The following is a 22,028-nucleotide window of genomic DNA, read 5'->3' as shown; positions in this document are numbered from 1 at the left end:
CCCGCGGGCGAGGCGGAACCCGCGGTCGCGCCCTCACGCGAAGACGCCGTCACGCGGTCGCGGTGACGGCGGAGCTGCCGTCCTCCCGGCGGCGCACCCGGATCTGCTCGGGGATCTGCTGCTTCATCTCGGTGACATGGCTGACCAGGCCGATGGTCCGGCCGTGCGCGGCCAGGCTGCTGATCTCGCCGATCACGCGCTCGAGCGACTCGGGGTCGAGGCTGCCGAAGCCCTCGTCGATGAAGAGGGTCTCCATCTGCACGCCGCCGGCCTCTGCGGTGACGATGTCCGCCAGGCCCAGGGCCAGGGCGAGGGAGACGAAGAACGTCTCCCCGCCGGAGAGGGTCTCGGGGACGCGCGTCTGGTCGGTGCGGCGGTCGATGACCAGCAGGTCCAGGCCGGTCTTCTTGGCGCCGCGCGCGCCGGGGTCCCGCAGCAGCTCGAGGTCGGAGTCGGAGAACAGGGCGAGACGGGCGTTGGCGGCGTCGATCACGTCCTCGAAGCGGCGCATGAGCACGTAGGTGGACAGCTGGATCCGGTCCCCGTCGCTCGAGCGGCCGGTGGCGAGGTCGGCGACCCGCACCACGGTCGTGGCCTCGGCGCTGACGGACCGCACCTGCGTGATCGCTCCGTGCAGCCGCTCCTGGGCCAGGCGGCTGGCGGCCAGGACCGACTCGCGACGCCCGGCCTCCTTGTCGGCGACGGTGGTGGCCTCCTCGGCCGCGGCCGCCCGGGCGCGGGTGTCGGTGCAGGCCTGCTGGGCCCTCTCGCGGGCGGCGTCGCCGGCGTCGAGCTCGGCGATGCCGTCCTCGGCGAGGCCGTCGGCCAGCCGTGCCTGGTCGGTGCGGCGGCGCTGGAGCATCTCCTCGAGCTCGGTGCGCCGGGCCGGGGCCAGCAGGGCGGAGCGCACGGCGGCGTCGTCGGCGAAATCGCCCAGGCGCACCTCGGCGGCCAGCTCGCGGGCCCGAGCGGCGGCCTGGTCGGCGGCGACGTGCGCATCGCGCAGGGCGCGGGCGGCGCGGGCCGTCGCGGTGTGCGCGGCGCGGCGTTCCGCGACGGTGGCGGACTGCTCCCGGGCGGCGTCCACGCGGGCGGCATCGGCCTCGAGCGCGGCGGCGGCCTCGCGGATCGAGGTCTGCTCGGTGCTGGCGGCGAGGGCCTGGGCCTCCCGCTGCGCGGCGAGCCGCCGGTCCTCCTCGTCGTGCGCCTCGATCTCGGTCTCGAGTTCGGCGACGAGGGCCTGCTGCTCCTGCAGGGTCGTGAGCTGGGCGCTGAGCTGCTCGTGGGCGGCGAGGGCGGCCTCCAGGGTGAGGCCGCCGGCGCGTTCGGCGGCGTCGTCGTGGCGGCTCTCGGCGAGCGCCAGCGCCTCCTTCGCATCGGCTGCGGTCCGCTCGGCGCGGCGTCGCGCCTCCTCGGCGGCGTCGACGGTCTCGGCGTCGACGTGGTCCGCTCCGGGCTCGGCGGGATGCGGGTGGGCCTGGGCCCCGCAGACCGGGCAGGGGTCGCCGTCCACGAGGGCGAGGGCGAGCTCGGCGGCGAGGCCCGCGTTGCGGCGCCGGCGCAGCTGCGCCTCGGTCTCGGCGGCCTCGTCGGCGGCCCGGCGCGCCGTCCGGGCGCGGGTGCGGGCGGTCTCGACCTGAGCGGAGAGGTCCTGGGCGCGCTTGGCGTGGTCGCGCCGCTGCGTCGCCGCGTCGAGGGCGAGGCGCGCATCGGCGAGGCCCTCGGCGGCCGTGCGGGCCGCGTCCCGGCGCTCCAGCAGGGCGGTGCGGGCCTCGGGGCGCTGCGCGAGGGACGTCTCGAGCGCGGCGAGGGCCGCCTGCGCCGTCTCCAGGCGGGTGCTGCGCGCGGCCAGCTCGCGGCGGCGCTGCGGCAGCTCCTTCTCGAGGGCCACCAGGGCTGTCAGCTCCCCGGCGGCGGTGGTCGCCGCATCGATCCGGCGGTCCAGCTCCTCCAGGGGGGCCGGGCCGTCCAGCAGCGCGACGAGCTCGGCATGGTCCGCGGCGTGCTGGTCGCGCAGCGCGGCTAGCCCGGCGGCGGCCTCCGCCTCCTGGCGGCGGGCGCGGTCGCGGCGGGCGATGGCCTCGGCGACGGGCTGGGCGGCGCGATCCGCCTCCAGGCAGGCGCGGGCCTCGGCGGCCTGCGCGGCGTCCTTCTCGAGGCGGGCGGCGAGCTGGTCGAGGGCGCGGCGCCGGTCGATGCGGGCGAGGGCGGCGGCGGCGGTGTCGGCCGCGGTGCGGGCGGCGAGGGCCTCCGCGCGCAGCTTGTCGGCCCGCCCGGCGGCGGCCGCACCGGCCTCGGCCGCCTGGTCGACGAGGGCGGAGCTCGCCTCGCCGAGGTCCTCCAGGTGCAGCGCCGCGGCGTGCGCCTCGAGGTTCTCGCGCGCCTGCTCCCCGGCCTCGTCGGCGGCGAGGCCGGTGGCCTCCACGAAGCGGGCCACGGCGCGGGAGAGCTCGGCCGTGGCGCGCTCGACCTGGGCCGATGCCTCGCGGCGCATCTCCTCGAGGCGCTTCTCGACGTCCTCGTAGATCTCGGTCCCGAACACGCGCTGGAGGACCTGCTGGCGCTCCCCGGTGCGGGCGCGCAGGAAGCGGGCGAACTCGCCCTGGGGCAGCAGCACGGTCTGGGTGAACTGGCTGTGGCTGAGGCCGACGGCCCGGGCGATCTCCCGCCCCACCTCGTCCAGGCGGGTGGCGAGCGGCGTGAGGCCGGCCCCGTCCCCCGGCTCGTCGGCGACGAGGGCGGGGATCAGGTCCGGGGAGCCGATGCGCCACAGCACCGCCTTGGCCTGCTCCTTCGTGGTGCCCGTCCCCCGCCGCTTGGCGCGGCGGTACTCGGGCTCGCGGCGCACGCGGAAGATCCCCTGGGCCGTCTCGAAGATGAGGTCGACGACGCTGGCCGTGGTCGGCGGGGCGAACTGCGAGCGGATGCGGTCGCTGCTGGCCCCGGCGCCCGCGACGTTGCCGTAGAGGGCGAAGACCAGGGCGTCGAGGATCGTGGACTTCCCCGATCCCGTCGGGCCCTCGAGCAGGAACATCCCGCTGGCGCCGAGCGCGGCGAAGTCGATCTCGACCTCGCCGCGGAACGGGCCGATGCCCCGCAGGTACAGGTGGTGGAGCTTCACGAGGCCTCCTGCCGGGCGGTGCGGACGTGCTGGTAGGCGGCCTCGAGCACGGCGTGCTCCTGGGGTGTGGGCGCGGCCTGCGTGACGAAGGCGAGGAAGTCGTCCATGACCTCGAGCGGGTGGGCCTCGGGGCGGACCTGCGGGGTCGCCTCGTCCCGTTCGCGCCCCTCGGGCTCGAAGGTCGTGTGCAGGAGGTGGGGATAGACGGCGCGCAGGCGCTCCTGGAGATGCGCGGGGCGGGCGGCATCGGTGATGGTGACCTTCAGCCAGTCCTGTCCGTGCTCGTCGGCGCGGGCGAGGATCTCCTCGAGGGTGCCGCGCAGCTCCGTGAGGCGGCGCGGGACGGGGGTCGCGATCCGCTCCACGGCCACGTCCCCGGGGGCGCCGAGCTCGACCAGCAGCACGGACTTGCGCTGGGTGCGCTCGGAGAAGGAGAAGGCCAGGGGCGAGCCGCTGTACCAGGCGGTGGGCTCGATCGCCGCCGGTCCCTCGACCGCCGGGGCGGACTCGCTCGCCGGTGCGTCGGGCCCGGATCCGGGGGCCGCTCCCCCGCCCGCCCGGCGGGCGACATCGGCCCGCACCCGGGAGGTGAGGTCCTGGCAGCCGTGCAGGTGCCCCAGCGCCACGTAGTCGATCCCGTGGAACAGCCCCGCGGGCACCGAGTCCACGCCGCCGACGGTCAGGTCCCGTTCGGAGTCGCTGCCCTCGCCGCCGGTGACGAAGGTGTGGGCGAGGACCACCGATCGCGGCCGGGGCCCCTCCCCGGCGCGGCCGGCGATCCGCCGGCGCACCCGGTCCAGCGCCGCGGCGGTCACGGCCTCGTGGCTGCGGGCCAGGGACGGGCCGTCCTCGCCGGCGAGCTGCACGCGCGCGATGTCGGGCTCGAGGTAGGGCAGGCCGAAGAACAGCACGTCGCCGTGCTCGTCCGGCACCACCACGGGATGGTCCAGACCCGGCAGGTCCGCCAGGATGTGCACGCCGGCGCGCATGAGCGCCGCACCGAAGCCCAACCGCGTGGCGGAGTCGTGGTTGCCGGGCGTGAGGACGACGGTGGTGATCTCCGCCAGGCGCGCGAGGGTGGCGCCGAGCAGGCGCACGGCCTCCACCGACGGCACCGCGCGGTCGTACACGTCCCCGGGGATCACCACGACATCGACCTCGCGCTCGCGCACCAGGTCGACCAGGAAGTCGTGGAAGACCTGCTGGTAGGCGTGCAGGTCCTGCCCGTGGAGGGTGCGCCCCAGGTGCCAGTCCGAGGTGTGCAGGATTCTCATGCGCCCACCCTAGGCGCGCCTCCCGACGGACGAGGACCCGGCGCCCACCGCTGTGGAAAGCGGCGGCGTCAGGCGCTGGTGCCCGTGTAGAAGCCGTAGGTGGCGTCGGCGTTGCGGGCGGCGAGATCGGCATCGGCCCCGGAGGCGGCGTGGGCGATCGCCCAGCCGTCCGCGGCGCCGCGGTAGAAGGACCGGCCCTCCTCGGTCTGGGCCCAGGCCTCCGCCTCGGCCGGGGCGAGGGATCCCTCGACGGCGCTGAGGTGCAGGGACAGGCCCAGCAGACCGCCGTCCCAGCCCACGCCGGTGGCGCCGGGGCCGAAGGTCTCCCACATCTCGGCGGGGACGTCGGCCACCCGCGAGACGTGCTCGAGCTCGAAGCGCGTGGTGGTCTCGCCGGTCGCGGCGAGCCGCACCGTGATCCAGGAGACGCCGCCGCCGAACTCCCAGGTGGCGCTGTACCCGGCGGTGCCGTCGGCCGGGGGATCGCAGGCGAGGATCTCCCCGCCGGCGTTGCCCTCGAGCTGGTAGCGACCGCCGAGGCGCAGCTCGCCGCTGATCGGCAGGAACCAGCGGGCGATGCGATCGGAGGATGTCACGGCCTCCCAGACATCCTCGATCGGCGAGGGGTAGTCCTGCTCGAGGGACTGCACGTGCGAGGGCTCGCCGTCGCGCTCCTCGGTGCGGTAGCCACGGGTGACGGCGGCGAGCTGGGCGGGGACGTCGACCATGTCAGGTCTCCTTCGTGGGTGGGGCGGGCCGGCCCGCGGGCGCGATGCCGGAGGTGTCGTGAGGGTCCTGGATGTGGCGGCGGGATCCGGGGTCGGGGGCAGGGTCGAGGTCGGGGGCAGGGTCGGGGCCGGGGGCCGATGGGCGCTCGGCCGCGAGACGGCGCTGCCGCCGTCCGCGCGCGAGCTCGGTGCCCAGGGCGTCCAGCCGCGGGAGCCAGAACCTCTCGAACGGGGTCAGCCAGTCGCGGGCCTCGGCGGGGCCGCGGGCGTCGACGGCGTACAGCCGACGGCGGCCCTCGGGGCGGACGGTGGCGAACCCGTGCTCGCGAAGGACGCGCAGGTGCTGGGAGACCGCCGGCTGGCTGATGCCGAACTCCTGCTGCACCGCCGCGCCGATCTCGCCCGCGCTGAGCTCCCCGTCGTCGGCGAGGAGCTCGAGGATCCTGCGCCGCACCGGGTCCCCCAGGACGTCGAGCGCATGCACGGGACCAGCCTGCGCCCGCGCGTCATATAAGTCAAGGCTTAATTCTGGCAGGCGAAGGTCCGGGCGGAGGGTCGCGCGGCGGGCCGGGCGGAGGGTCGGGCGGCGGGCACGGTCACCCCGCGAAGGGATCCCGACCGCGCCGCAGGTCCTCGAGCCACTGGGCGCCCAGCCGCCGGCCGTCCGGGAACTCGTCGCCCCGGTCGAAGCGCCAGGTGGTCACCATCGCCAGCATCAGGCGCCGGCAGCGGGCGACCAGCTCGGCATCGGCCCCCGGATAGTGCTGGGCCACGGCCGAGGGGGCATGGGCGATGTCGAACTCGACGGGCCCGCGGCAGCAGGTCTCGAAGTCGAGGAACTCCGGCCCGGTCTCCGTCGCCAGGATGTTGCCGGGGTGCGGCTCCCCGTGCAGGATCTGCTCCGCGGCCGTCCCGACGATCCCCGGGCGCAGGGCCCGCAGGGTGTGCACCAGCAGCTGCCGGTCGGCGGGGGCGAGGTCCGGGGTCCGCGCGGGATCCGCCAGCAGGCCCAGCGCCGCGTCGACGCGGTCGGAGGCGTGCGGGGTCGGCTGGGTGACCAGGCGCATCCCGGCGTGCAGACGATGCAGCGCATCGGCGTACTCGGCGGCCGGGACGGCCCGCGTCGACACGGGCTTCCGGTACGCCCACAGGGAGATGACGAGATCGCCGCGCCGATGGACCTGCGGATCCTCGCGCGGCAGCACCGGCACCACCGGCGCGCCGGTGCGGGCGAGCTGATCGGCGATGCCCACCTCGACGCGCGCCGCCTCGAGCGGACCCGTGCCGATGCGCGCGACCACCGCGCAGGGCTGCAGCAGGACGGTGAGGGTGTTGGAGGCGTGCAGGATCTCGAGGTGATCGACCTCGAGGCCCAGCTCCTCGGCGAGCTGCCGGGCGGCGGCGAGCGCGCGCGGGCGGTCCGGGGGCGTCATCGCGGATCGGAACGGGCAGGACGGACGACGGCAGGGCCGAGCTGAGGGTCCATGCGCTCATCGTGCCATGCCGGGCCGCCCGCCATCGCGGAAAATCTGCTGGTCGCGGCAGGGTGCCCCGCCCTACCGTGGGCGCATGCCCTCCACTCCCCCGCCCGATGCCTACTACGCCGATCCGCGCCTGGCCGCCTGCTACGACACCATCGACGGCTCGCGGGAGGACCTCGACCACTACCGGGCGATCGCCGAGGTGCTCGGCGCCCGGACCGTGGTGGACCTGGGCTGCGGGACCGGCAGCTTCGCCGTCCTCCTGGCGTCGGCGGGATACCAGGTCATCGGCGTCGACCCTGCCGCTGCCTCCCTCGATCTTGCCCGCGCCAAGGAGTGCGCCCTTCCCCCGGGGGCCGCTCCGATCACCTGGGTGGAGGGGGATGCGACCGCCATCGGCCCGCTGGAGGCGGATCTCGCGGTGATGACCGGGAACGTCGCCCAGGTCTTCACGACCGACGAGAGCTGGGAGACGACCCTGCGAGGGCTGCGCGCCGCCCTGCGCCGGGGCGGACATCTCGTCTTCGAGTCGCGCCGGCCCGCGGCCCGGGCCTGGGAGCGCTGGCAGGCCGAGGATCACGAGCAGCGCCACGAGGTGCCCGGCATCGGCACCGTCCTCACGCGGCCGCGCGGGATCACGGTCGACCTGCCGCGGGTGACGTTCACCGACGAATTCGTCATGCCCGACGGGACGGTCCTCACCTCGACCTCCACGCTGCGGTTCCGCGAGGAGGCGGAGCTGCGCTCGAGCGTCGCCGCGGCCGGATTCGAGGTTCTCGAGGTCCGCGAGGCCCCCGATCGGCCCGGCCTCGAGCACGTGGTCATCGCCCGCGCTGTGTGAGGGCCCCGCGCCATGTGAAGGCCTCCTCGAGGTGTGAAGGCCTCCGCGCCGTGCGCGGGAGGGCACCGTGCGAGTGCTTTCGCGCCGTGTGACGCTTCCGAGCCATGCGATGGCCTCGCGCGGAGGTCATCGGCCGCGGGATGCGGACTCTCCCCGCGCCAGAAGTCATTCTGCGTCGCTTGAACGGGTGTTCAAGCGACGCAGAATGACTTCTCGCAGGCGCGGGGCCGCCGGGACGTCAGCCGCGGGCGCGGGCGCGGGGCCGGGACGTCAGCCGCGGCTGCGAGAGACGTCAGCCGCGGGCGCGGGGCACATCAGCCGTGGGCGGCGTGGGGGCCGCCCTTGCCGAAGCGGCCGCCGGGGCCGTAGGGCGCCTGCCCGGGGGCGGGCTTGCCCGGGGCGCTGCTGCTTGGGCTCGTCGCGCCCGCGTCCAGGCCCACGACCAGCGGGTTGTGGTCGGAGGAGCCGAAGGGCCCCGCCTCGTAGAGATCGGTGACGTTGGTGTTGTAGCGCCCGTACTGGGTCAGCACGGACTCGGGGGCGTTGATCGACCAGTCGGTGGCGCCGGTGACGCGATCGGCGGCGGACTCGTTGGCGAGCACGTGGTCCAGCGACCCGGTCATGCCGCCGTAGCTGTAGGACCAGCCCTCGGGGTCGTGCACCGCGCCGAGGTCGACGTAGCCGTCCTCGGCGAACAGCTGGAGGGGCTCCTCCTGGGTGTAGGCGTTGAAGTCGCCGCCCAGCAGGACGTCCTCGACGCCGAGCTCCGCGGTGCGCTCCTCGGTCCACTCCCGCAGGGCCTCGGCCTGCTGCAGGCGGGAGGTGCGGGCGTTGCCCTGGACCGGGTCGGGCTCCAGGCCCGCGTCCTCGGCATCGGCCGAGCCCTTGGACTTGAAGTGGTTGATGACGAAGAGGAACGGCTCGCCCTCGCCGGTCTTCCCGCTGCGGCCCGGCCCGTCGGTGACGGGCACGAAGACCTGGCCGATGGGCTCGCGGGCGTTGTCGAAGGCCTCGTCGCCCACCAGGATCTGGGCGCCGCCCTGCGCGGTGACCGCGGCGGGCTTGTAGATGATGGCGTTGGTGATGACGTCGCCGCCGCCGTCGGTGCCCTGCGCCGCGTAGGCATCGGCCGTGGGGACGTACGCCCAGGTGCCGGCGCCGTCGTGCGCGTTCAGCGCGTCGACGAGGGTGGCGGTCGCCTCATCGGGCGTCTCCCCCAGACGGGCGGAGTTCTCGATCTCGGTGAGGCCGACGACGTCGGCGCCGGTGCCGGAGATGGCGGCGACGATCTTGTCCTGCTGGCGCTGGAGGTCGTCCTCGCCCCAGGCGCCGCGCAGCTCGCAGCCGCCGCGCACGGTCGTGCCCTCGCCGGCGCGGTCGGTGTAGGGCGTGCAGCCCGGGGTGTCCTCGCCGAGGGTCGTGAAGTAGTTCAGCACGTTGAAGGTGGACACCTTCAGGTCGCCGCCCACGTCCACGGGGGCGTCCTGGCGGGTGTCCTCGAAGGTCACGCCGTCGGTCGCGGAGTCCTCCCACGGCTGCGTCGGGTTCAGGCGCCACGCCTCGTGGGAGTAGGCCACCACCACCGGCTCGGTGAAGGTGGCGGCGGCGCCCACGCGCACCGGCTCCTGCGTGGTGAGCCAGCTCATCGGCTGATCGGCGTTCCGGGAGAAGTCGGTGGTGCGCCCGTCGTCCAGCAGCACGAGCTTGTCGGCCTGCGCCGCGAAGTAGGCGGTGGCCTCCTGGCCCGGCGCCATGATGTCGCCGGCCTGGACCAGGGGCTCGTCGCCGATGGCGAGGCCCACCTCGCCGTAGCGGTGCGTGCTGTACACGTCGGTGACGGTGAAGTCGCCCTCGCCGGGCAGGTACAGCATGTGCTCCAGGGACTCGCGCTGGGCCTCCTCCGTCGGGAAGGCGTCCAGCGTCACCGGCTCCACCGCGGGCAGCGCCTCGGCGAGCGGGGCCAGCCCGCCGGCGCGCACCGAGACCTGCGTGGAGCCGTAGTACTCCGAGACGGTGCCGGTGACCTGCACGGAGTCGCCGATGGCGACGTCGGCGACGGTGTCGGGCGAGTACACGAACACCGCGTCGGAGGCCGTCTGCGTGCTGAGGTCCCGCGCGCCGCCGGTGCCGCCGGTCTGGAGGATATATCCGTCCAGCCCGCCCTCGGCGTACACGGCGGTGACCACGCCCTCGGTGATGACGGTCCGGTCGACCAGGGGGCTCTGCGCGCCCTCGCCCTGGATCTCGGCGATGGTCGCGGGCACCGGGACGCGGTCCGTCGGGTCGGTGGGATCGGTCGGGTCGGTGGGCGCCTCGGCGCCGGAGGGCTGCGGGGTGGGCGCGCCGACGACGAAGTCGGTGCTGTTCTCGCCGGTGGCCGCGACGCGCGCGGCGGAGGTCGCGTTCGAGGTGCGCGGGGCGGGGGCCTCGCCCGAGAAGGTCGCGGCGGCGCCGTAGCCGACGAGGTCCACCACGGCGGGGTCGCTCGCGCAGGTGGTGCCCGTGCAGGCGAGGCGGCCCTCGCTGTCGGAGAGCGCGAAGACGCCGGAGGTGCCGGAGGCGTTGATCCCGCCGGTCGCATCGGCCGCGGGCAGGACCTCGCCGTTGCCGTTGCCGGAGGCGAGCTGGATCAGGAAGGTCCCGCCGGCGGGGATCTCGCCGCGCAGGGTGACGGAGTTGTTGAAGGTGCCGCTCGCGGAGGCGTACTGCAGCGTCCAGCCGTCCAGGGAGACGGGCTCGGCGCCGGAGTTCGCGAGCTCGACGAAGTCGCTCTGGTAGGCGGCGCCGGAGTTCCCGCCGCCCCCGTAGACCTCCTGGATGACGACATCGCCGGGGACGACGACCTCGGCACGGGCGGCGGGGGCGAGGACCAGCGACGGCACGAGGCTCGCGCCGAGGGCGAGGGCCGCGAGGGCGGCACCGGCACGCACGCTCGCGCGACGACGGCCGGGGGCGGTGCTGCGGGGATGCATGGGATCTCCTGGAGACGGGAGCGGGGCGGGGCGGGGCGGAAGGCAGGACGGGCGCGCGGACGCAGCGGGGCGGCCGGGCGCGAGGCCGGGAGAGGTCGAGGGACGCCGCGTGCGTCCGATGGACCCCTCGGCGGCGGGAACGGGGCGGCCGGTGCCCGGGCGGGGCACCGGCCGCCCTGCCGGTCAGCGGCGGCCGAGCCGGCGGCGGGCCGTCAGAGCGCCGATGCCGGCGAGCAGCAGCACGGCGGCGCCGATCGCGAACGGGGCGATCTCCGCGCCCGTCCGGGCGAGGTCGTCGCGGTCCGAGCCGGCATCGATGTCGCCGGCGCCCGGGTCGACCGGGGTGACCACCGGCGCGGTGGTCGGGTCGCCGGTGGCGTCATCGGTGGGCTGCGCGGAGGGCTCCTCGCTGGGCTCCGGGTCGCTGGGCTGGGTCGGCTCCGGGTCGGCGGGCTGCGTCGGCTCCGGCTCGGTGGGCTCCGGGTCGGTCGGCTCGGTGGGCTCGGTCGGCTCGGTGCCGCAGTCGGCCGGGGCGTCGCCCGTGGACTCGACCTCGAGGGTCAGCGCCGGGACGCGGGTGCCGGTCTCGGGAAGGGCCGTGACGGTGGCCTCGTGGGTGCCGGCGGGCAGGCAGAACCACTCGTCCAACTCGACCACCGCGGCGAGCTCGCCGGTCGAGGCATCGGCCTCGTACGGGGCCTCGTAGGTCTGGTCGCCGACGGTGACCTGGACGGACTGGATCTGCGGGGCGCCCAGGCTGCGGGACTCGAACTGCGAGAAGCGCCAGATGATCGGCGTGGACCCCTCGCCGTCCTGGGTGCCGCGCTGCAGCTCCTGCACCTCGGTGCCGCGCTGGGCGAAGCTGGGCTCGATGCCCTCGTGCGCGGTGAGGTACTCGGCGAACGCGTCGCGGTCCAGGATGCCGGTGTCGGTGCGGTTCGTGCCCTCCTGGAAGGTCCAGAAGTTGTCGCCGCCCTCGGTGAGGAAGCTCGCCGCGACGACGGTGTAGGTCGCCTCGAGGTCGAGGGGCTCGCCGTCCACGGTGATGGACAGGATGCGCTCGCGCTCGGGCAGGGTCGAGTCGTAGACGTAGTCGACGTTGTCGGACAGGCCCAGCGCGAGGAAGGGGCGCGAGGGGATCTCGCCGTCCTCGTCGCGCTGCCACTGGTCCTCCAGCAGCTCCTTGACCTGGGCGCCGGTGAGGTCGACGGTGGAGAGGTTGTTGGCGAAGGGCACCACGCCGTTGGCCTCGGCGAAGGTCACCACGCCGTCGCCCTCCTCGCCGTCCGCCGCGTACCACAGCTCGGCGCGCACGCCGCCGGGGTTCATCACGCCGATGGTCGCGGCGGTGCCGGAGTAGGAGTCCTGGTGGGTGGCCCACACCATGGAGTCCGCGATCATGTTCGAGAGGGAGGACTCGCTGCCGCGGTCGTCGCCCTTGGTCGATCCGCCGGTGGGGCCGGTCGCGGTCCACACGCCGTCCTGGTAGGCGGCGACGCTCGGGTCCCAGGCGGTGGTGAGGTCCGCGGCGATCTCGCCGACGGGCTCGGCCGCGGGGCCGGCGGCGTCCTCGATCGCCTGGTCGGCGATGCCGGCGGCCTCGAGGTAGGCGGGGTCGGCGTCCGCGTCGCACTGCTCGAGGGGTGCGGCGCCGACGTCCAGCAGCTGGTTGCCCTCGGCGGTGGCGTCCCAGTCGCCATCGGCCCCGAGCTCCAGGGTCAGCTGGGACAGCGCGACGCCGTAGTTGCCGGTCTGGATGATGGGCCGCACCTCGCCGTCCTGGCCGGGGACGGGCGCCTCGTAGGCGTAGGTCTTGTGGGTGTGCGCGGTGTAGATCGCATCGGCCTCCGGGGAGGTCTCCTCGACGATCTTCCGGAAGACGGCGCTGTCGGTCTCGGGCGCCTCGCCGGGCGCGCTCGCGGAGACGTCCGCCCCCTCGTGGTAGGTGACGACCAGGACGTCGTAGTCGGCGCCGGAGGCGTCCAGCTCGTCGATCGCGGTGTTCACGGAGTCGACGGGGTCGCGGAACTCGAGGCCCTCGATGCCCCCGGGCGAGACGAGGGACGGGGTCGAGGCGGTGACGGCTCCGACGACGGCGACCTTCACGTCCCCGGCCTCGACGATCGAGTACGCGTCCAGGGCGCGGGAGCCGTCGGCGGTGTAGACGTTCGCGGCGAGGTAGTCGAAGTCGGCACGGTCGGCGACACGGCCGACGAGGTCGTCGTAGCCCTGGTCGAACTCGTGGTTGCCCGCGGCCGAGGCCGTCAGGCCCAGGGCGTTGAGGAAGTCGATCGTCGGGTTGTCCTGCTGCAGGAAGGACGCGAACTCGCTGCCGCCGATGTTGTCGCCGCTGGAGATCAGCGTCGAGTTCGGCACGTCGGCGCGGGCCTGGGTGAGGGTGCAGGCGAGGGCCCGCCCCTGGCTGAGGTGACCGTGGAAGTCGTTGATGTCGTAGAGGGTCACCTGGTCGCCGGTCTGCGCGGCATCGGCCGCCGAGGGGGCGAGGGCGCCGGGAGCGAGCGCGAGCGCGGCCAGGGCGAGGCCGGCCATCGTCGAGCGCGCGGCGCTCCGGGCAGAGAACGCGGTCATGGATGTCTCCTGGGAGCAGCGTGGATGCGAGGTGTGAGCCGCTCCTATCCAAGCCCTCCCGCAGGCGACACGCGGACCGGTTCGGGGAACTGGTCCCGGTCTGTTACCGGAAGTTCATCGGCTTTGACCTGGCTTTACTCTCTGCTGAATCGGTCTTTGCCTCCCTCGCGGGGCACTGCCGGGGAGGCCGGCCCCGCCGGGGAGGCGCGGGCCCGTGCCCTGCGGGCGCGCCCGGGAACGTCTGATGCATCCCATCGCCTGGCGGCCCGGACACCGTGTCATCTAAGGTTCTGGCGTCGTCGATGGAGCGCGCCGTGGTGCGGTTCGGTAGCATCGACTGGACTGCGGCGCTGCCCTCGGCCAAGGACCTGCTCCCCGAGCCCCTCCCCTAAGGAGATCACCGTGCTGTCGCTCTTCGGTCGCCGACCCATCGTTCCTGCGAAGGACGGTGCCAGCTGGCCCCATGTCGTGATCCTGGGCGGCGGCTTCGCCGGCGCGAACGCCGTCCTCGGCCTGCGGGACACCCGGGTGCGCGTCACCCTCGTGGACCGCAACGTCTACAAGACCTTCCAGCCCCTCCTCTACCAGGTGGCCACCGCCGGCCTGAACCCCGGGGACGTCACCATGTTCCTGCGCGGGCTCTCGCTGAAGGTGCCCAACATGCGCTACCAGCAGGGCGAGATCCTCGGCGTGAACCCGGAGGAGAAGTACGTCTGCATCGACGGCGGCGGCGTCGGCGAGAAGAAGCTCCACTACGACTACCTCGTGATCGCAAACGGCGCGACCACCACCTACTTCGGCACCCCGGGCGCCGAGGAGCACGCGATGCCGATGTACACGCGCTCGCAGGCCCTCGCGATCCGCGACCGCGTCTTCTCCGAGCTCGAGCGCGCCAGCCGCCAGCGCGGCAGCGACCGCCTGAACGTGTCGATCGTCGGCGGCGGGCCCACCGGCGTCGAGATCGCCGGCGCCCTGGCGGACTTCCGCCAGCAGGAGCTGGACATCCTCTACCCGGAGATGGACCCGGGCACCCTGCAGATCACCCTGCTGCAGCGCGGCACCGAGCTCATCAAGGAGTTCCGCGAGACCTTCCGCCAGTACGCGGCCGATGAGCTGCGCGAACGCGGCGTCACGCTGTGCCTGGGCCACGGCGTGAAGTCCGTGGGCTACGACCACGTGATCCTGGACGACGACTCCGTCCTCGAATCGGACATCACCATCTGGGCGGCCGGGGTCGGCGTGCCCGACATGGTCAAGGAGTGGGGCCTGCCGCAGAACAAGCGCGGCCGCATCCTCGTGGACGACACCCTGCAGGTCCAGGGCTTCCCCGGCGTCTACGCCGCCGGCGACATCGCCGCCCAGGACGACGAGCTGCCGCAGCTGGCGCAGCCGGCCATCCAGATGGGTCAGGCGGTGGCCCGCTCCATCACGGCCGATGTCCGCGGCCAGCAGCCGAAGCCGTTCCGGTACCTGGATCTGGGCACGATGGCGACCATCGGCCGCCATGCCGCGATCGCGGAGATCCCCCACTTCCCGGACCTCTCCGGCTCCGTGGGCTGGATGGCGTGGCTGGGCGTGCACGTCGGCAAGCTGCTGGGCCACCGCAACCAGCGCGCCGTCGCCATGAACCTGCTGTCGCTGTACAGCGGGACCCGCGCCACCCACCAGCCGAACCCCGTGGTCGGCGAGGTGGACTCCCTCAAGGCCGCCCGCCAGTTCGAGGAGGCCGCCCGCCAGCGCCGCTTCGGAGAGGGCGCGCAGGGCGCCTGACCCCGGCAGCGGCCACGGGCCGGCCCCGCCCGCGCGACGCCGAGGATCGACGCGCCGCGCGGTGCTCAGGCCTCCCGGCCGAACCGCTCCATGTCCTTGTAGTTCCCGGCGACGATGAGCTCGTCGCCGGGGGCGTACACGGTCTGCGCCGCGACGTACTCCCATCGGCCGCCCATGGCGCGGCGCGCGACGATCCGCACCCCGAAGTCCTGCTCGATGCCGGCATCGGCGGCCATGCGGTGGATCAGCGAGGTGGGGGCGGCGAAGCGCCCCATCACGAAGCCGCCGCCGTAGTCGGTCCAGTCCTGCGCGGAGTCGGCCAGCAGGTGCGCGACGCGCCGCCCCATGGCGGCCTGCGGGCTGATCACGTGCTCGACGCCCAGCTGCGCGAGGATCTGCTCGTGGGCGGTCGAATCGGCCTTCGCCCACAGCCCGGTGACCCCGGCGCGCAGAAGGTGCGAGCAGGTCAGCACGCTGGTCTCGATGCGGCTGCCGACGGCGACGACGACCCGGTCCATCTCCGCGACGCCCAGCTGCGCGAGGGCGTCCGCGCGGGAGATGTCGGCGCGCGCGGCGTAGTTGAGGTCCTCGCTGAGCTCCTGGACGATCTCCTCGTCGGCGTCGACGCCCAGCACCTCGATGCCCTGGGACTCGAGCTCGAGGGCGAGGGAGGAGCCGAAGCGGCCCAGGCCCAGCACGGCGACGGAGCGGATCTGCGCGGGATCGGACGTCCCGCGACGCGATGAGGTGTTCCTAGCCAATGGTCGGCCTTTCCTTGGGAGGTTCGAACAGCAGCGGGCGGCGGCGCAGCGCGAGCGCCGTGCCCAGGGTGATCGGGCCGACGCGGCCGATGATCATCAGCCCCACCAGCAGGATCTTCGACACCGGCGAGAGATCCGCCGTGATGCCGGTGGACAGTCCGGTGGTGGACAGCGCCGAGGTGACCTCGAACAGCACCCGGTCGAAGGGGATCGACTCGAGGACCATCACGACGAAGGTCGACACCGCCACCAGCGCGCCCATCAGCCCGACGACGGTGATGACCTCGCGGTGCACGGCACGGGAGAGCCGCTTGCCGAAGGCCACCACGAAGGGGTCCCCGCGCAGCTCGCTGCGGATGATCAGCAGCAGCACCATGACGGTGGTGACCTTCATGCCGCCGGCGGTGCCGCCGGAGCCTCCGCCGATCATCATGAGCACGTCCGTGCCCAGCCACGACTCCGGGCGCATCGCGGAGGTGTCGATGGCGTTGAAGCCGGCGGTGCGCGAGACCACCGAGTGGAAGACGGCGTTCCACAGGCGGTCGCCCCAGGACATCGACCCCAGGGTGGCGGAGTTGGAGCTCTCCAGGGCGAGGGTCAGCACGGTGCCCGCGCCGAGCAGCACCGCGGTCCCGGTGAGCGTGAGCTTGGTGGTCAGGCTCCAGCGGCGCGGCGTGCGGAAGCGCCGCAGCATCTCCACGATCACGGGGAAGCCGATGCCGCCGAGCACCACCGCGACCATGACCGGGGCGAGGATGAACGGATCGGAGTTCTCGCCGATGAGGCTGTCGCTGTCCAGCGCGAACCCGGCGTTGTTGAAGGCGGAGACGGCCAGGAACGCCCCGCGGAACAGGGCGGTGCCCGCGCTCATCCCGTCCAGGAGGTAGCGCACCACCAGCACCGCGGCGATCACCGCCTCGACGGCGAAGCTGATGGCGAGGATGCGGCCGATGATCGCGGGCGCGTCCTGCAGGGTCCCGGCGCTGGACTGCGCGATCGCGGCGCGGGTGCGCACGCCGATGCGGCGCACGGTGAGCACCGCGAGCAGCGTCGACAGGGTCATCACGCCGAGCCCGCCGATCTGGATCAGCACCATGATCACGAGCTGCCCGGCCGGGGACCAGTAGGTCGCGGTGTCGACGGTGATCAGCCCGGTCACGCACAGCGCCGAGGCGGCGGTGAACAGGGCGTCCACCAGCGGCGGGGCGTGCTCGCCGATGCGGGTGAAGGGCATCATCAGCGCGGCGGTGCCGGCGGTGAGGATCATGGCGGTGCCGGCCGTGATCAGCCGCGCCGGGGATCGCATCCAGCGCCGCACCGAGCCGGGGCCTCGGGTCGGGGCGTCGGATCGCGCGGGCTGCGGATCCCGGGACGGAGCGCTGCGGGGGGAGAGCACGCCGGAGAGCATACGCCTGCTGCGGCCGGGCCCCGACCGCAGGTCACGGGCGGGTCGGCGGCGCTCGGAGCGGCCGACGGCCGGGGCGGGGAGCGTCAGAGGCTGCGGATGAGGGCGAGGAGGAGGTCCGCGTCCTCACGCAGCGCGGCGCGGGGATCCGCGGTGGGCGCGGCGTGGGACCGGCGGGTCGCGGCGGTGCTCGCCGCCCGCGGCACCGGAGGGGGTGCGTAGCGGGAGGCCTCGAGGGCGGCGCCGATGCGGGCGGCCGCCTCGTGGTGGCGGGCCGTGACGACCGCGGCCTCGGATCCGCGGCCGGCCCATCGGCCCAGGGTGGCGAGGCGGTCCAGCATCGCCTCCAGGGCGCGGCTCGGCGTGAGGGTCGCATCCAGCTCGAGGTCGCCGGGGGGCCGTCCCCAGCGGCCCGTCCAGCCCAGCAGCCGGATGGCCCGGCGGCGGTGGACGATGGCCTGCCCGATCTCCTCCCAGGCGAGCTGGGCGGCGGCGCGGCGCACCGCCTCGGCGTCGGCCCCGGCCTCCGCCTCGCCCCCGGCCTCCGCCTCGGCTCCGGCCTCCGCCTCGGCCCCGGCCCTCGCCTCGGCCTGCCCGTCGGTCCCGTCCGCCACCGGGCCGAGGCCCGCCCAGCGGGCGTCGCGGGCACGGGCCCGGTGCCGCGCGCGCCACAGGAGGCCGCCGCCGAGGCCGGCGCCGCCGAGCAGCGCCCCGCCCAGGACCAGGGCGCCGGTCCCCGGCCCCTCGCCGTCCCCGTCCCCCGCGTCGCCGCCGGGGTCGGTGCCGCCGCCCTCGGAGGCGGTGCTCGCGGACTCGGAGGGCGTCTCGGAGGCGCTCGAGGTCTGCTCGACGGGCGCGGTGGTCTGCTCGGCGCTGGGCGCCGTCGCGGGGGTCGTCTCCTCGGCGGGGGCGTCCTCGTCCTCATGCCCGGGAGCGCTGGTGCCGCTGCCGGCCGACGGCGGGGTCGGCTCGAAGCGCACCCAGCCGTGCTCGGCCCCGAACCAGACCTCGGGCCAGGCGTGGGCGTTGTGGTTGGTGACGGTGCGCTCCTCGCCGTCCTCCGTGCCGGCGGTGAAGCCGATGGCGACGCGGGTGGGATAGCCGCGCGCGTCCATCATCAGCGCGAAGGTCGCGGCGAACTGCTCGCAGTAGCCGATCCGCTCGGTGAGGAAGGAGGCGATGGGGTCGCTGCCGGGCGGCGTGGTCACCGACAGCGAGTAGTCGAACTCGGCGTGGAAGAACGCAACGAAGGCGCGGGCGGTGTCGTAGGCGCCGGCGGCGCCCGCGTCCGCGGCGACCTGTTCGGCGAGGTCGGCGATCATCTGCGGGACGTCCCCGGCGAGATAGCCGGCGTCGAAGGGCTCGGTGAACGCCGAGGTGCTCAGGGCCCGCAGCTGCGCGGCCGTGCTCCCGGAGGGGCGGGAGGCGACCTCGTACGCGACGCCGCTGAGGTCCTGGACGCCGTCTTCGAGCAGGAGGGTGCCGTCGGCCGCCCCGGCGGCGGCGATCCGCCCGTCCAGCGGGGTGCTGTACCAGCCGATGGCCGGCGGGGCGGGCAGCGCGTCGCCCTGCAGGGAGGTGAGGGAGACCTGGTAGGTGATCGCATCGGCCGGAGGGCCCCCGGCCAGGCGGCGGTCCGTGAACGCCGCGGGCAGCTGGTCCCCCGCGCCGCCTGCGGCCCAGCCGTCGCCGCGACGGAAGCTCGCCCCGTCGAAGCGGGTCAGGGTGTGCAGGCGCAGGTAGTCGGGGTCGCCGCCGGTGACCGTCATGCGCAGCACCTCCGCCTCGCCGCGGCGCATGAGGTCGCGGCGCACCGAGATCGAGTCGTCGATCATCACGGCGCCGAGATCGGTGGCCTCCTGGCCGCGCCAGGCGTTGATGGTGTCGATGTCCAGCGGCAGCAGCGGGCGCACCGGCCGCGGCAGGATCGCGGAGAGCATCGGAGCCCCGGCGAGGACCGCGCCGATGGTCCCGGCGGTCAGCGCGGTGACGGCGGTGCGGCGGCTGAGGGGCCCGGTGTGGGGCCGTTCGTCGCCGTGGAGGTAGGAGCCGTCGGCGTGGAGGGTGCGCGCGGCGAACACGATCAGGGCGCCGGCCAGCGGCCCGGTCGCCGTCCACCAGGGCCCGCCCGCCGGGTACATGAGCGCGGGCACCAGCATGAGGGCCAGCAGCAGGAACCCGGTGGGGGTGTGCCAGCCCAGGTCGAGGAACAGCAGGTCCAGCACCACCACCACGAGGGAGACCGCGAGGGTCAGGACCACCTGGCCGGGACCGGTGAGGTCCACCGGGGCGCGGCCCCCGCCGATCTCCTCGATGCCCGCGCGCAGCACGGCGACCTGGGCGTCGAGCAGCCCCGTGCCGGGGGCGACGATGCGGTGCTGGGCCTCGAGCACCCCGGTGGTGAGCTCGGCGAAGACGGTCACCGCCAGCACCGTGCCGAGGTGGATGACGGGGACCAGCGCCGGGATGGGCACGAGGGCGCGGGCCAGCGCGCCGATGCCGAGCACCGCGATCGTGCTGCACAGCGGCACGAACCACCAGGAGGGGGCGGTGAACAGCAGCGACAGCGGCGTCCAGGCGAGCAGGGTGGCGACGGCGAGGATCCCGCCGCGGGCGAGCGCGGCGGCGGGATCGGGGGCGGGGCGGCCCAGCAGCGGGCTCATCGCGCCGCTCCGATGCCGGCATCGGCCACGGCCCGAAGGATCTCGCGGAGGCTCGCCTCGCAGCCGGCCTCGACGCGGCGCCAGCTGCCGCGCGCGCCGCCGCCGGCGACCTCGACGTCGGCCGGTCCGCGGCCGGGGCGCGGCTCGGGCAGGACGGCGAGGGCCAGGCGGCGCGGGGCGCTGCCGGCGAAGCGGTCCAGGTCCAGGTCGGCGAAGGCCTCGCCGTCGCCGGCGCCGATGGCCAGCGCCACCGCGACGGGTCCCGGCGCCCCCTGGTGGGGGTCGCGGTGCTCGTCGGTGTCGCCGAAGCCGACGGCGGCCAGGGCCAGCAGGGCGGCGTGGGCGGAGATCGCATCGGCCTGCGCCCCGTGGTGCGCGATCCCGCCGGACCCGCCCGAGGCGGCGCCCGCCCCGTACCGTCCGGAGCCGCCGGCGGCGGAGGCGCCGAGGGGGTGCTCGCGCCCCGCGGCGACGATGCGGTCCCCGCTCGCGTCGAGCACCGTCACGTCGTACCCCTGGCCGCGCAGGGCCAGCAGGGCGGTGGCGGCGTGGTCGACGGCGCGGTCCTGGGCGCGGGCGATCGCCTCCTCCATCGCGGGCGGGAAGGGCCCGGCCGGGGCGCGGGTGTCCAGGACGATGAGGGCGTTCACGCTGGTGGACGGCTCGTCCTCACGGGTCATGAGGCGCCCGGTGCGGGCGCTGGCCTTCCAGTGCATGCGGCGGATGTCGTCGCCGGGGACGTACACCCGGGCGATGGGCCCCGGGTCCCCCTGGGCCCGGGAGCCGGCGGAGGCGGAGTCGCCGAGGGCGCGCCCCAGGCGCTGCGCGAGGACGAGGTCGATCTCCTCCACCGCGGGCAGGCCGACGACCTGCGCGGGCGCCGGGACGATGCGGCGCAGGTGGAACAGGCCCAGCACGTCCCGCACGAGGATCCCGCACGGGCCCAGCTCGTGCACTCCGCGGCGGCGCACCACCAGGCTGTGCGGCATGCTCGGCGCGAGCGGCAGGTCGCCGTGGCCGCCGAGGGCGGCCGGCAGGTAGGAGCGCACCACCCCGCGGCCCAGCGGCACGCGGGCGAACAGGGCGGTCGGGACCAGGCGCATCTGGACGTCGACCGCGCCGCCGGCCCGGACCGCATCGGCCTGCACCCGGCGCTCGAGGTCGAGACGCACCCCGCTGAGGAGGATCATCAGGCCCGACAGGCCCAGCGCGACCAGCAGCGCGCTGGCGAGGTAGTGCAGCAGGGCCAGGCCCGTGACCTCGGCGCCCAGCAGGAGCAGCGGCGCGAGCACGATCGCGAGGGTCCCGCGGCCGGTGGGCCGCACCAGGGAGCGGTGCGGCACCCGGCTGCGGGCGCGGCGGCTCACCGTTCCAGCGGGGTCGAGGCGAGGACGTCGCGCAGGACATCGGCCGCGCTCACCCCGCGGGAGAGGGCCTGCGGGGCCAGGTGCAGGCGATGGCGCCACACGGGGCCGATGACGCCGCGCACGTCCTCGGGCAGGACGAAGACGCGGCCCTCCATGGCGGCATGGGCCTTGAGCATGCGCACTAGGTGCACGGTGGCGCGGGGCGAGGCGCCGAGGACCACCTGCCCGTGGTCGCGGGTGCCGGCGGCCAGGCGCACCACGTAGTCCAGCAGCGCCGGGGAGGCGTGGACGCGGCGGATGGCGCGGATGTCCGCGGCGATCTGCTCGGGGCTGGTGCGGGCGCGGATCTCGTCGGACGCCTCGCGGGCGCTGGCGGCCAGCGGCCCGGTCTGCACGGCGAGCATCCGCAGCTCGGCGTCGTGGGCGGGATAGCCCAGGGAGGTCTGGGCGAGGAAGCGGTCGCGCTGCGCCTCGGGCAGGTGGTAGGTGCCCTCCATCTCCACGGGGTTCGCGGTGGCGACGACCATGAAGGGGCTCTCGAGCACGTAGGTCTCGCCGTCGACGCTGACCTGGCGCTCCTCCATCGACTCCAGCAGCGCGGACTGCGTCTTCGGCGAGGCGCGGTTGATCTCGTCGGCCAGCAGGATGTGGGTGAACACGGCGCCGGGACGGAAGCTGAAGGCGCCGGTGCTGGGGTCCAGCACGCTCGCGCCGGTGACGTCCCCCGGCAGCAGGTCGGGGGTGAACTGGATGCGGGCGCGACGGGCGCCGAGCGCCGCGGCGAGGGCCTTGGCCAGCAGGGTCTTGCCGACGCCGGGGACGTCCTCGAGCAGGAGGTGGCCGTCGGCTAGGAGCACCGTCATGGCCAGCCGGATCGCGCGGGGCTTGCCCTCCACGACCCGGGCGACCTCCTGGACGACGTCCGCGGCGGTGCGGGCGATGCGCTGGGCCTCGGGCTCGGTCAGGAGCGCCTGGTCCGCCTGGGGAACGGCCTCGAGCATCTGAGCCTCCTGGTCAGGGACGGACGTGCGGGCCGCGGCCGCGGCGATGCCGGGC

The 22,028-nt window shown here is 75.0% G+C and carries 14 protein-coding genes; 2 read left to right on the top strand and 12 right to left on the bottom strand.

Annotated features, from left to right (window positions below; translation table 11 throughout):
• Positions 1-49 precede the first annotated feature (49 nt).
• The 5 genes from BF93_RS08420 to BF93_RS08400 form a co-directional block, all read right to left on the bottom strand.
• Complete coding sequence (locus BF93_RS08420; protein WP_038372006.1) at positions 50-3,121, bottom strand: AAA family ATPase; 3,072 nt, start codon at positions 3,119-3,121, stop codon at positions 50-52.
• Positions 3,118-4,395 (bottom strand): exonuclease SbcCD subunit D, encoded by a 1,278-nt coding sequence (locus tag BF93_RS08415; RefSeq protein WP_038372005.1) that lies wholly within the window; start codon positions 4,393-4,395, stop codon positions 3,118-3,120. The genes BF93_RS08420 and BF93_RS08415 overlap by 4 nt, the downstream gene beginning before the upstream one ends.
• Before the next feature lie 68 nt (positions 4,396-4,463).
• Positions 4,464-5,123 (bottom strand): SRPBCC domain-containing protein, encoded by a 660-nt coding sequence (locus BF93_RS08410; protein WP_038372003.1) that lies wholly within the window; start codon positions 5,121-5,123, stop codon positions 4,464-4,466.
• A 1-nt stretch (position 5,124) separates the two neighbouring features.
• The gene (locus tag BF93_RS08405; RefSeq protein WP_084148391.1) at positions 5,125-5,607 is read right to left on the bottom strand and encodes an ArsR/SmtB family transcription factor; all 483 of its coding nucleotides are present in this window, start codon (positions 5,605-5,607) and stop codon (positions 5,125-5,127) included.
• Positions 5,608-5,719: 112 nt separating this feature from the next.
• On the bottom strand, positions 5,720-6,556 hold the full coding sequence (locus BF93_RS08400) for a phosphotransferase (protein ID WP_038372002.1): 837 nt from the start codon (positions 6,554-6,556) through the stop codon (positions 5,720-5,722).
• A gap of 136 nt (positions 6,557-6,692) precedes the next feature.
• On the opposite strand from BF93_RS08400, the gene BF93_RS08395 reads away from it, so the two are divergent.
• Positions 6,693-7,445, top strand: coding sequence for a class I SAM-dependent methyltransferase (locus BF93_RS08395; RefSeq protein ID WP_038372001.1), 753 nt, complete (start codon positions 6,693-6,695; stop codon positions 7,443-7,445).
• Positions 7,446-7,759: 314 nt separating this feature from the next.
• Here the strand turns inward: BF93_RS08395 and BF93_RS08390 are convergent, their stop codons facing one another.
• Together BF93_RS08390 and BF93_RS08385 are read right to left on the bottom strand one after the other, a co-directional pair.
• On the bottom strand, positions 7,760-10,417 hold the full coding sequence (locus tag BF93_RS08390; RefSeq protein WP_051486722.1) for an ExeM/NucH family extracellular endonuclease: 2,658 nt from the start codon (positions 10,415-10,417) through the stop codon (positions 7,760-7,762).
• 183 nt (positions 10,418-10,600) lie between these two features.
• Complete coding sequence (locus tag BF93_RS08385; protein WP_051486721.1) at positions 10,601-13,006, bottom strand: bifunctional metallophosphatase/5'-nucleotidase; 2,406 nt, start codon at positions 13,004-13,006, stop codon at positions 10,601-10,603.
• A 396-nt stretch (positions 13,007-13,402) separates the two neighbouring features.
• Here BF93_RS08385 and BF93_RS08380 point away from each other — a divergent pair, with 396 nt between their 5' ends.
• The gene (locus BF93_RS08380) at positions 13,403-14,776 is read left to right on the top strand and encodes an NAD(P)/FAD-dependent oxidoreductase (protein WP_051486743.1); all 1,374 of its coding nucleotides are present in this window, start codon (positions 13,403-13,405) and stop codon (positions 14,774-14,776) included.
• 65 nt (positions 14,777-14,841) lie between these two features.
• Here the strand turns inward: BF93_RS08380 and BF93_RS08375 are convergent, their stop codons facing one another.
• The 5 genes from BF93_RS08375 to BF93_RS08355 all read right to left on the bottom strand — a co-directional run bounded on the left by BF93_RS08375 (position 14,842) and on the right by BF93_RS08355 (position 21,973).
• Positions 14,842-15,537 carry a potassium channel family protein gene (locus BF93_RS08375; protein ID WP_051486720.1) on the bottom strand — a complete coding sequence of 232 codons (696 nt, stop codon included), beginning with the start codon at positions 15,535-15,537 and terminating at the stop codon, positions 14,842-14,844.
• Entirely contained in the window at positions 15,530-16,933 is a 1,404-nt protein-coding gene (locus tag BF93_RS08370; protein WP_232226273.1) for a TrkH family potassium uptake protein, read from the bottom strand. Before BF93_RS08370 ends, BF93_RS08375 begins: the two co-directional genes overlap by 8 nt.
• A gap of 95 nt (positions 16,934-17,028) precedes the next feature.
• Positions 17,029-19,605 (bottom strand): transglutaminase TgpA family protein, encoded by a 2,577-nt coding sequence (locus BF93_RS08365; RefSeq protein WP_038371998.1) that lies wholly within the window; start codon positions 19,603-19,605, stop codon positions 17,029-17,031.
• On the bottom strand, positions 19,602-20,972 hold the full coding sequence (locus BF93_RS08360; RefSeq protein ID WP_051486719.1) for a DUF58 domain-containing protein: 1,371 nt from the start codon (positions 20,970-20,972) through the stop codon (positions 19,602-19,604). Before BF93_RS08360 ends, BF93_RS08365 begins: the two co-directional genes overlap by 4 nt.
• Positions 20,969-21,973 (bottom strand): AAA family ATPase, encoded by a 1,005-nt coding sequence (locus BF93_RS08355; RefSeq protein WP_038371996.1) that lies wholly within the window; start codon positions 21,971-21,973, stop codon positions 20,969-20,971. The genes BF93_RS08360 and BF93_RS08355 overlap by 4 nt, the downstream gene beginning before the upstream one ends.
• Positions 21,974-22,028 lie beyond the last annotated feature (55 nt).

Origin of the sequence: Brachybacterium phenoliresistens (assembly GCF_000576425.1) — a bacterium.
Classification (GTDB): domain Bacteria; phylum Actinomycetota; class Actinomycetes; order Actinomycetales; family Dermabacteraceae; genus Brachybacterium; species Brachybacterium phenoliresistens.
Note: the sequence above shows the minus strand (reverse complement) of the source record. Positions and strands in the feature narration are given on the sequence as shown.

Excerpts from the sequence above, each read along its gene's own strand:
- BF93_RS08390 (WP_051486722.1), bottom strand. The coding sequence starts at position 10,417 with ATGCATCCCCGCAGCACCGCCCCCGGCCGTCGTCGCGCGAGCGTGCGT.
- BF93_RS08385 (WP_051486721.1), bottom strand. The coding sequence starts at position 13,006 with ATGACCGCGTTCTCTGCCCGGAGCGCCGCGCGCTCGACGATGGCCGGC.
- BF93_RS08410 (WP_038372003.1), bottom strand. The coding sequence starts at position 5,123 with ATGGTCGACGTCCCCGCCCAGCTCGCCGCCGTCACCCGTGGCTACCGC.
- BF93_RS08415 (WP_038372005.1), bottom strand. The coding sequence starts at position 4,395 with ATGAGAATCCTGCACACCTCGGACTGGCACCTGGGGCGCACCCTCCAC.
- BF93_RS08395 (WP_038372001.1), top strand. The coding sequence starts at position 6,693 with ATGCCCTCCACTCCCCCGCCCGATGCCTACTACGCCGATCCGCGCCTG.
- BF93_RS08400 (WP_038372002.1), bottom strand. The coding sequence starts at position 6,556 with ATGACGCCCCCGGACCGCCCGCGCGCGCTCGCCGCCGCCCGGCAGCTC.
- BF93_RS08365 (WP_038371998.1), bottom strand. The coding sequence starts at position 19,605 with ATGAGCCCGCTGCTGGGCCGCCCCGCCCCCGATCCCGCCGCCGCGCTC.
- BF93_RS08355 (WP_038371996.1), bottom strand. The coding sequence starts at position 21,973 with ATGCTCGAGGCCGTTCCCCAGGCGGACCAGGCGCTCCTGACCGAGCCC.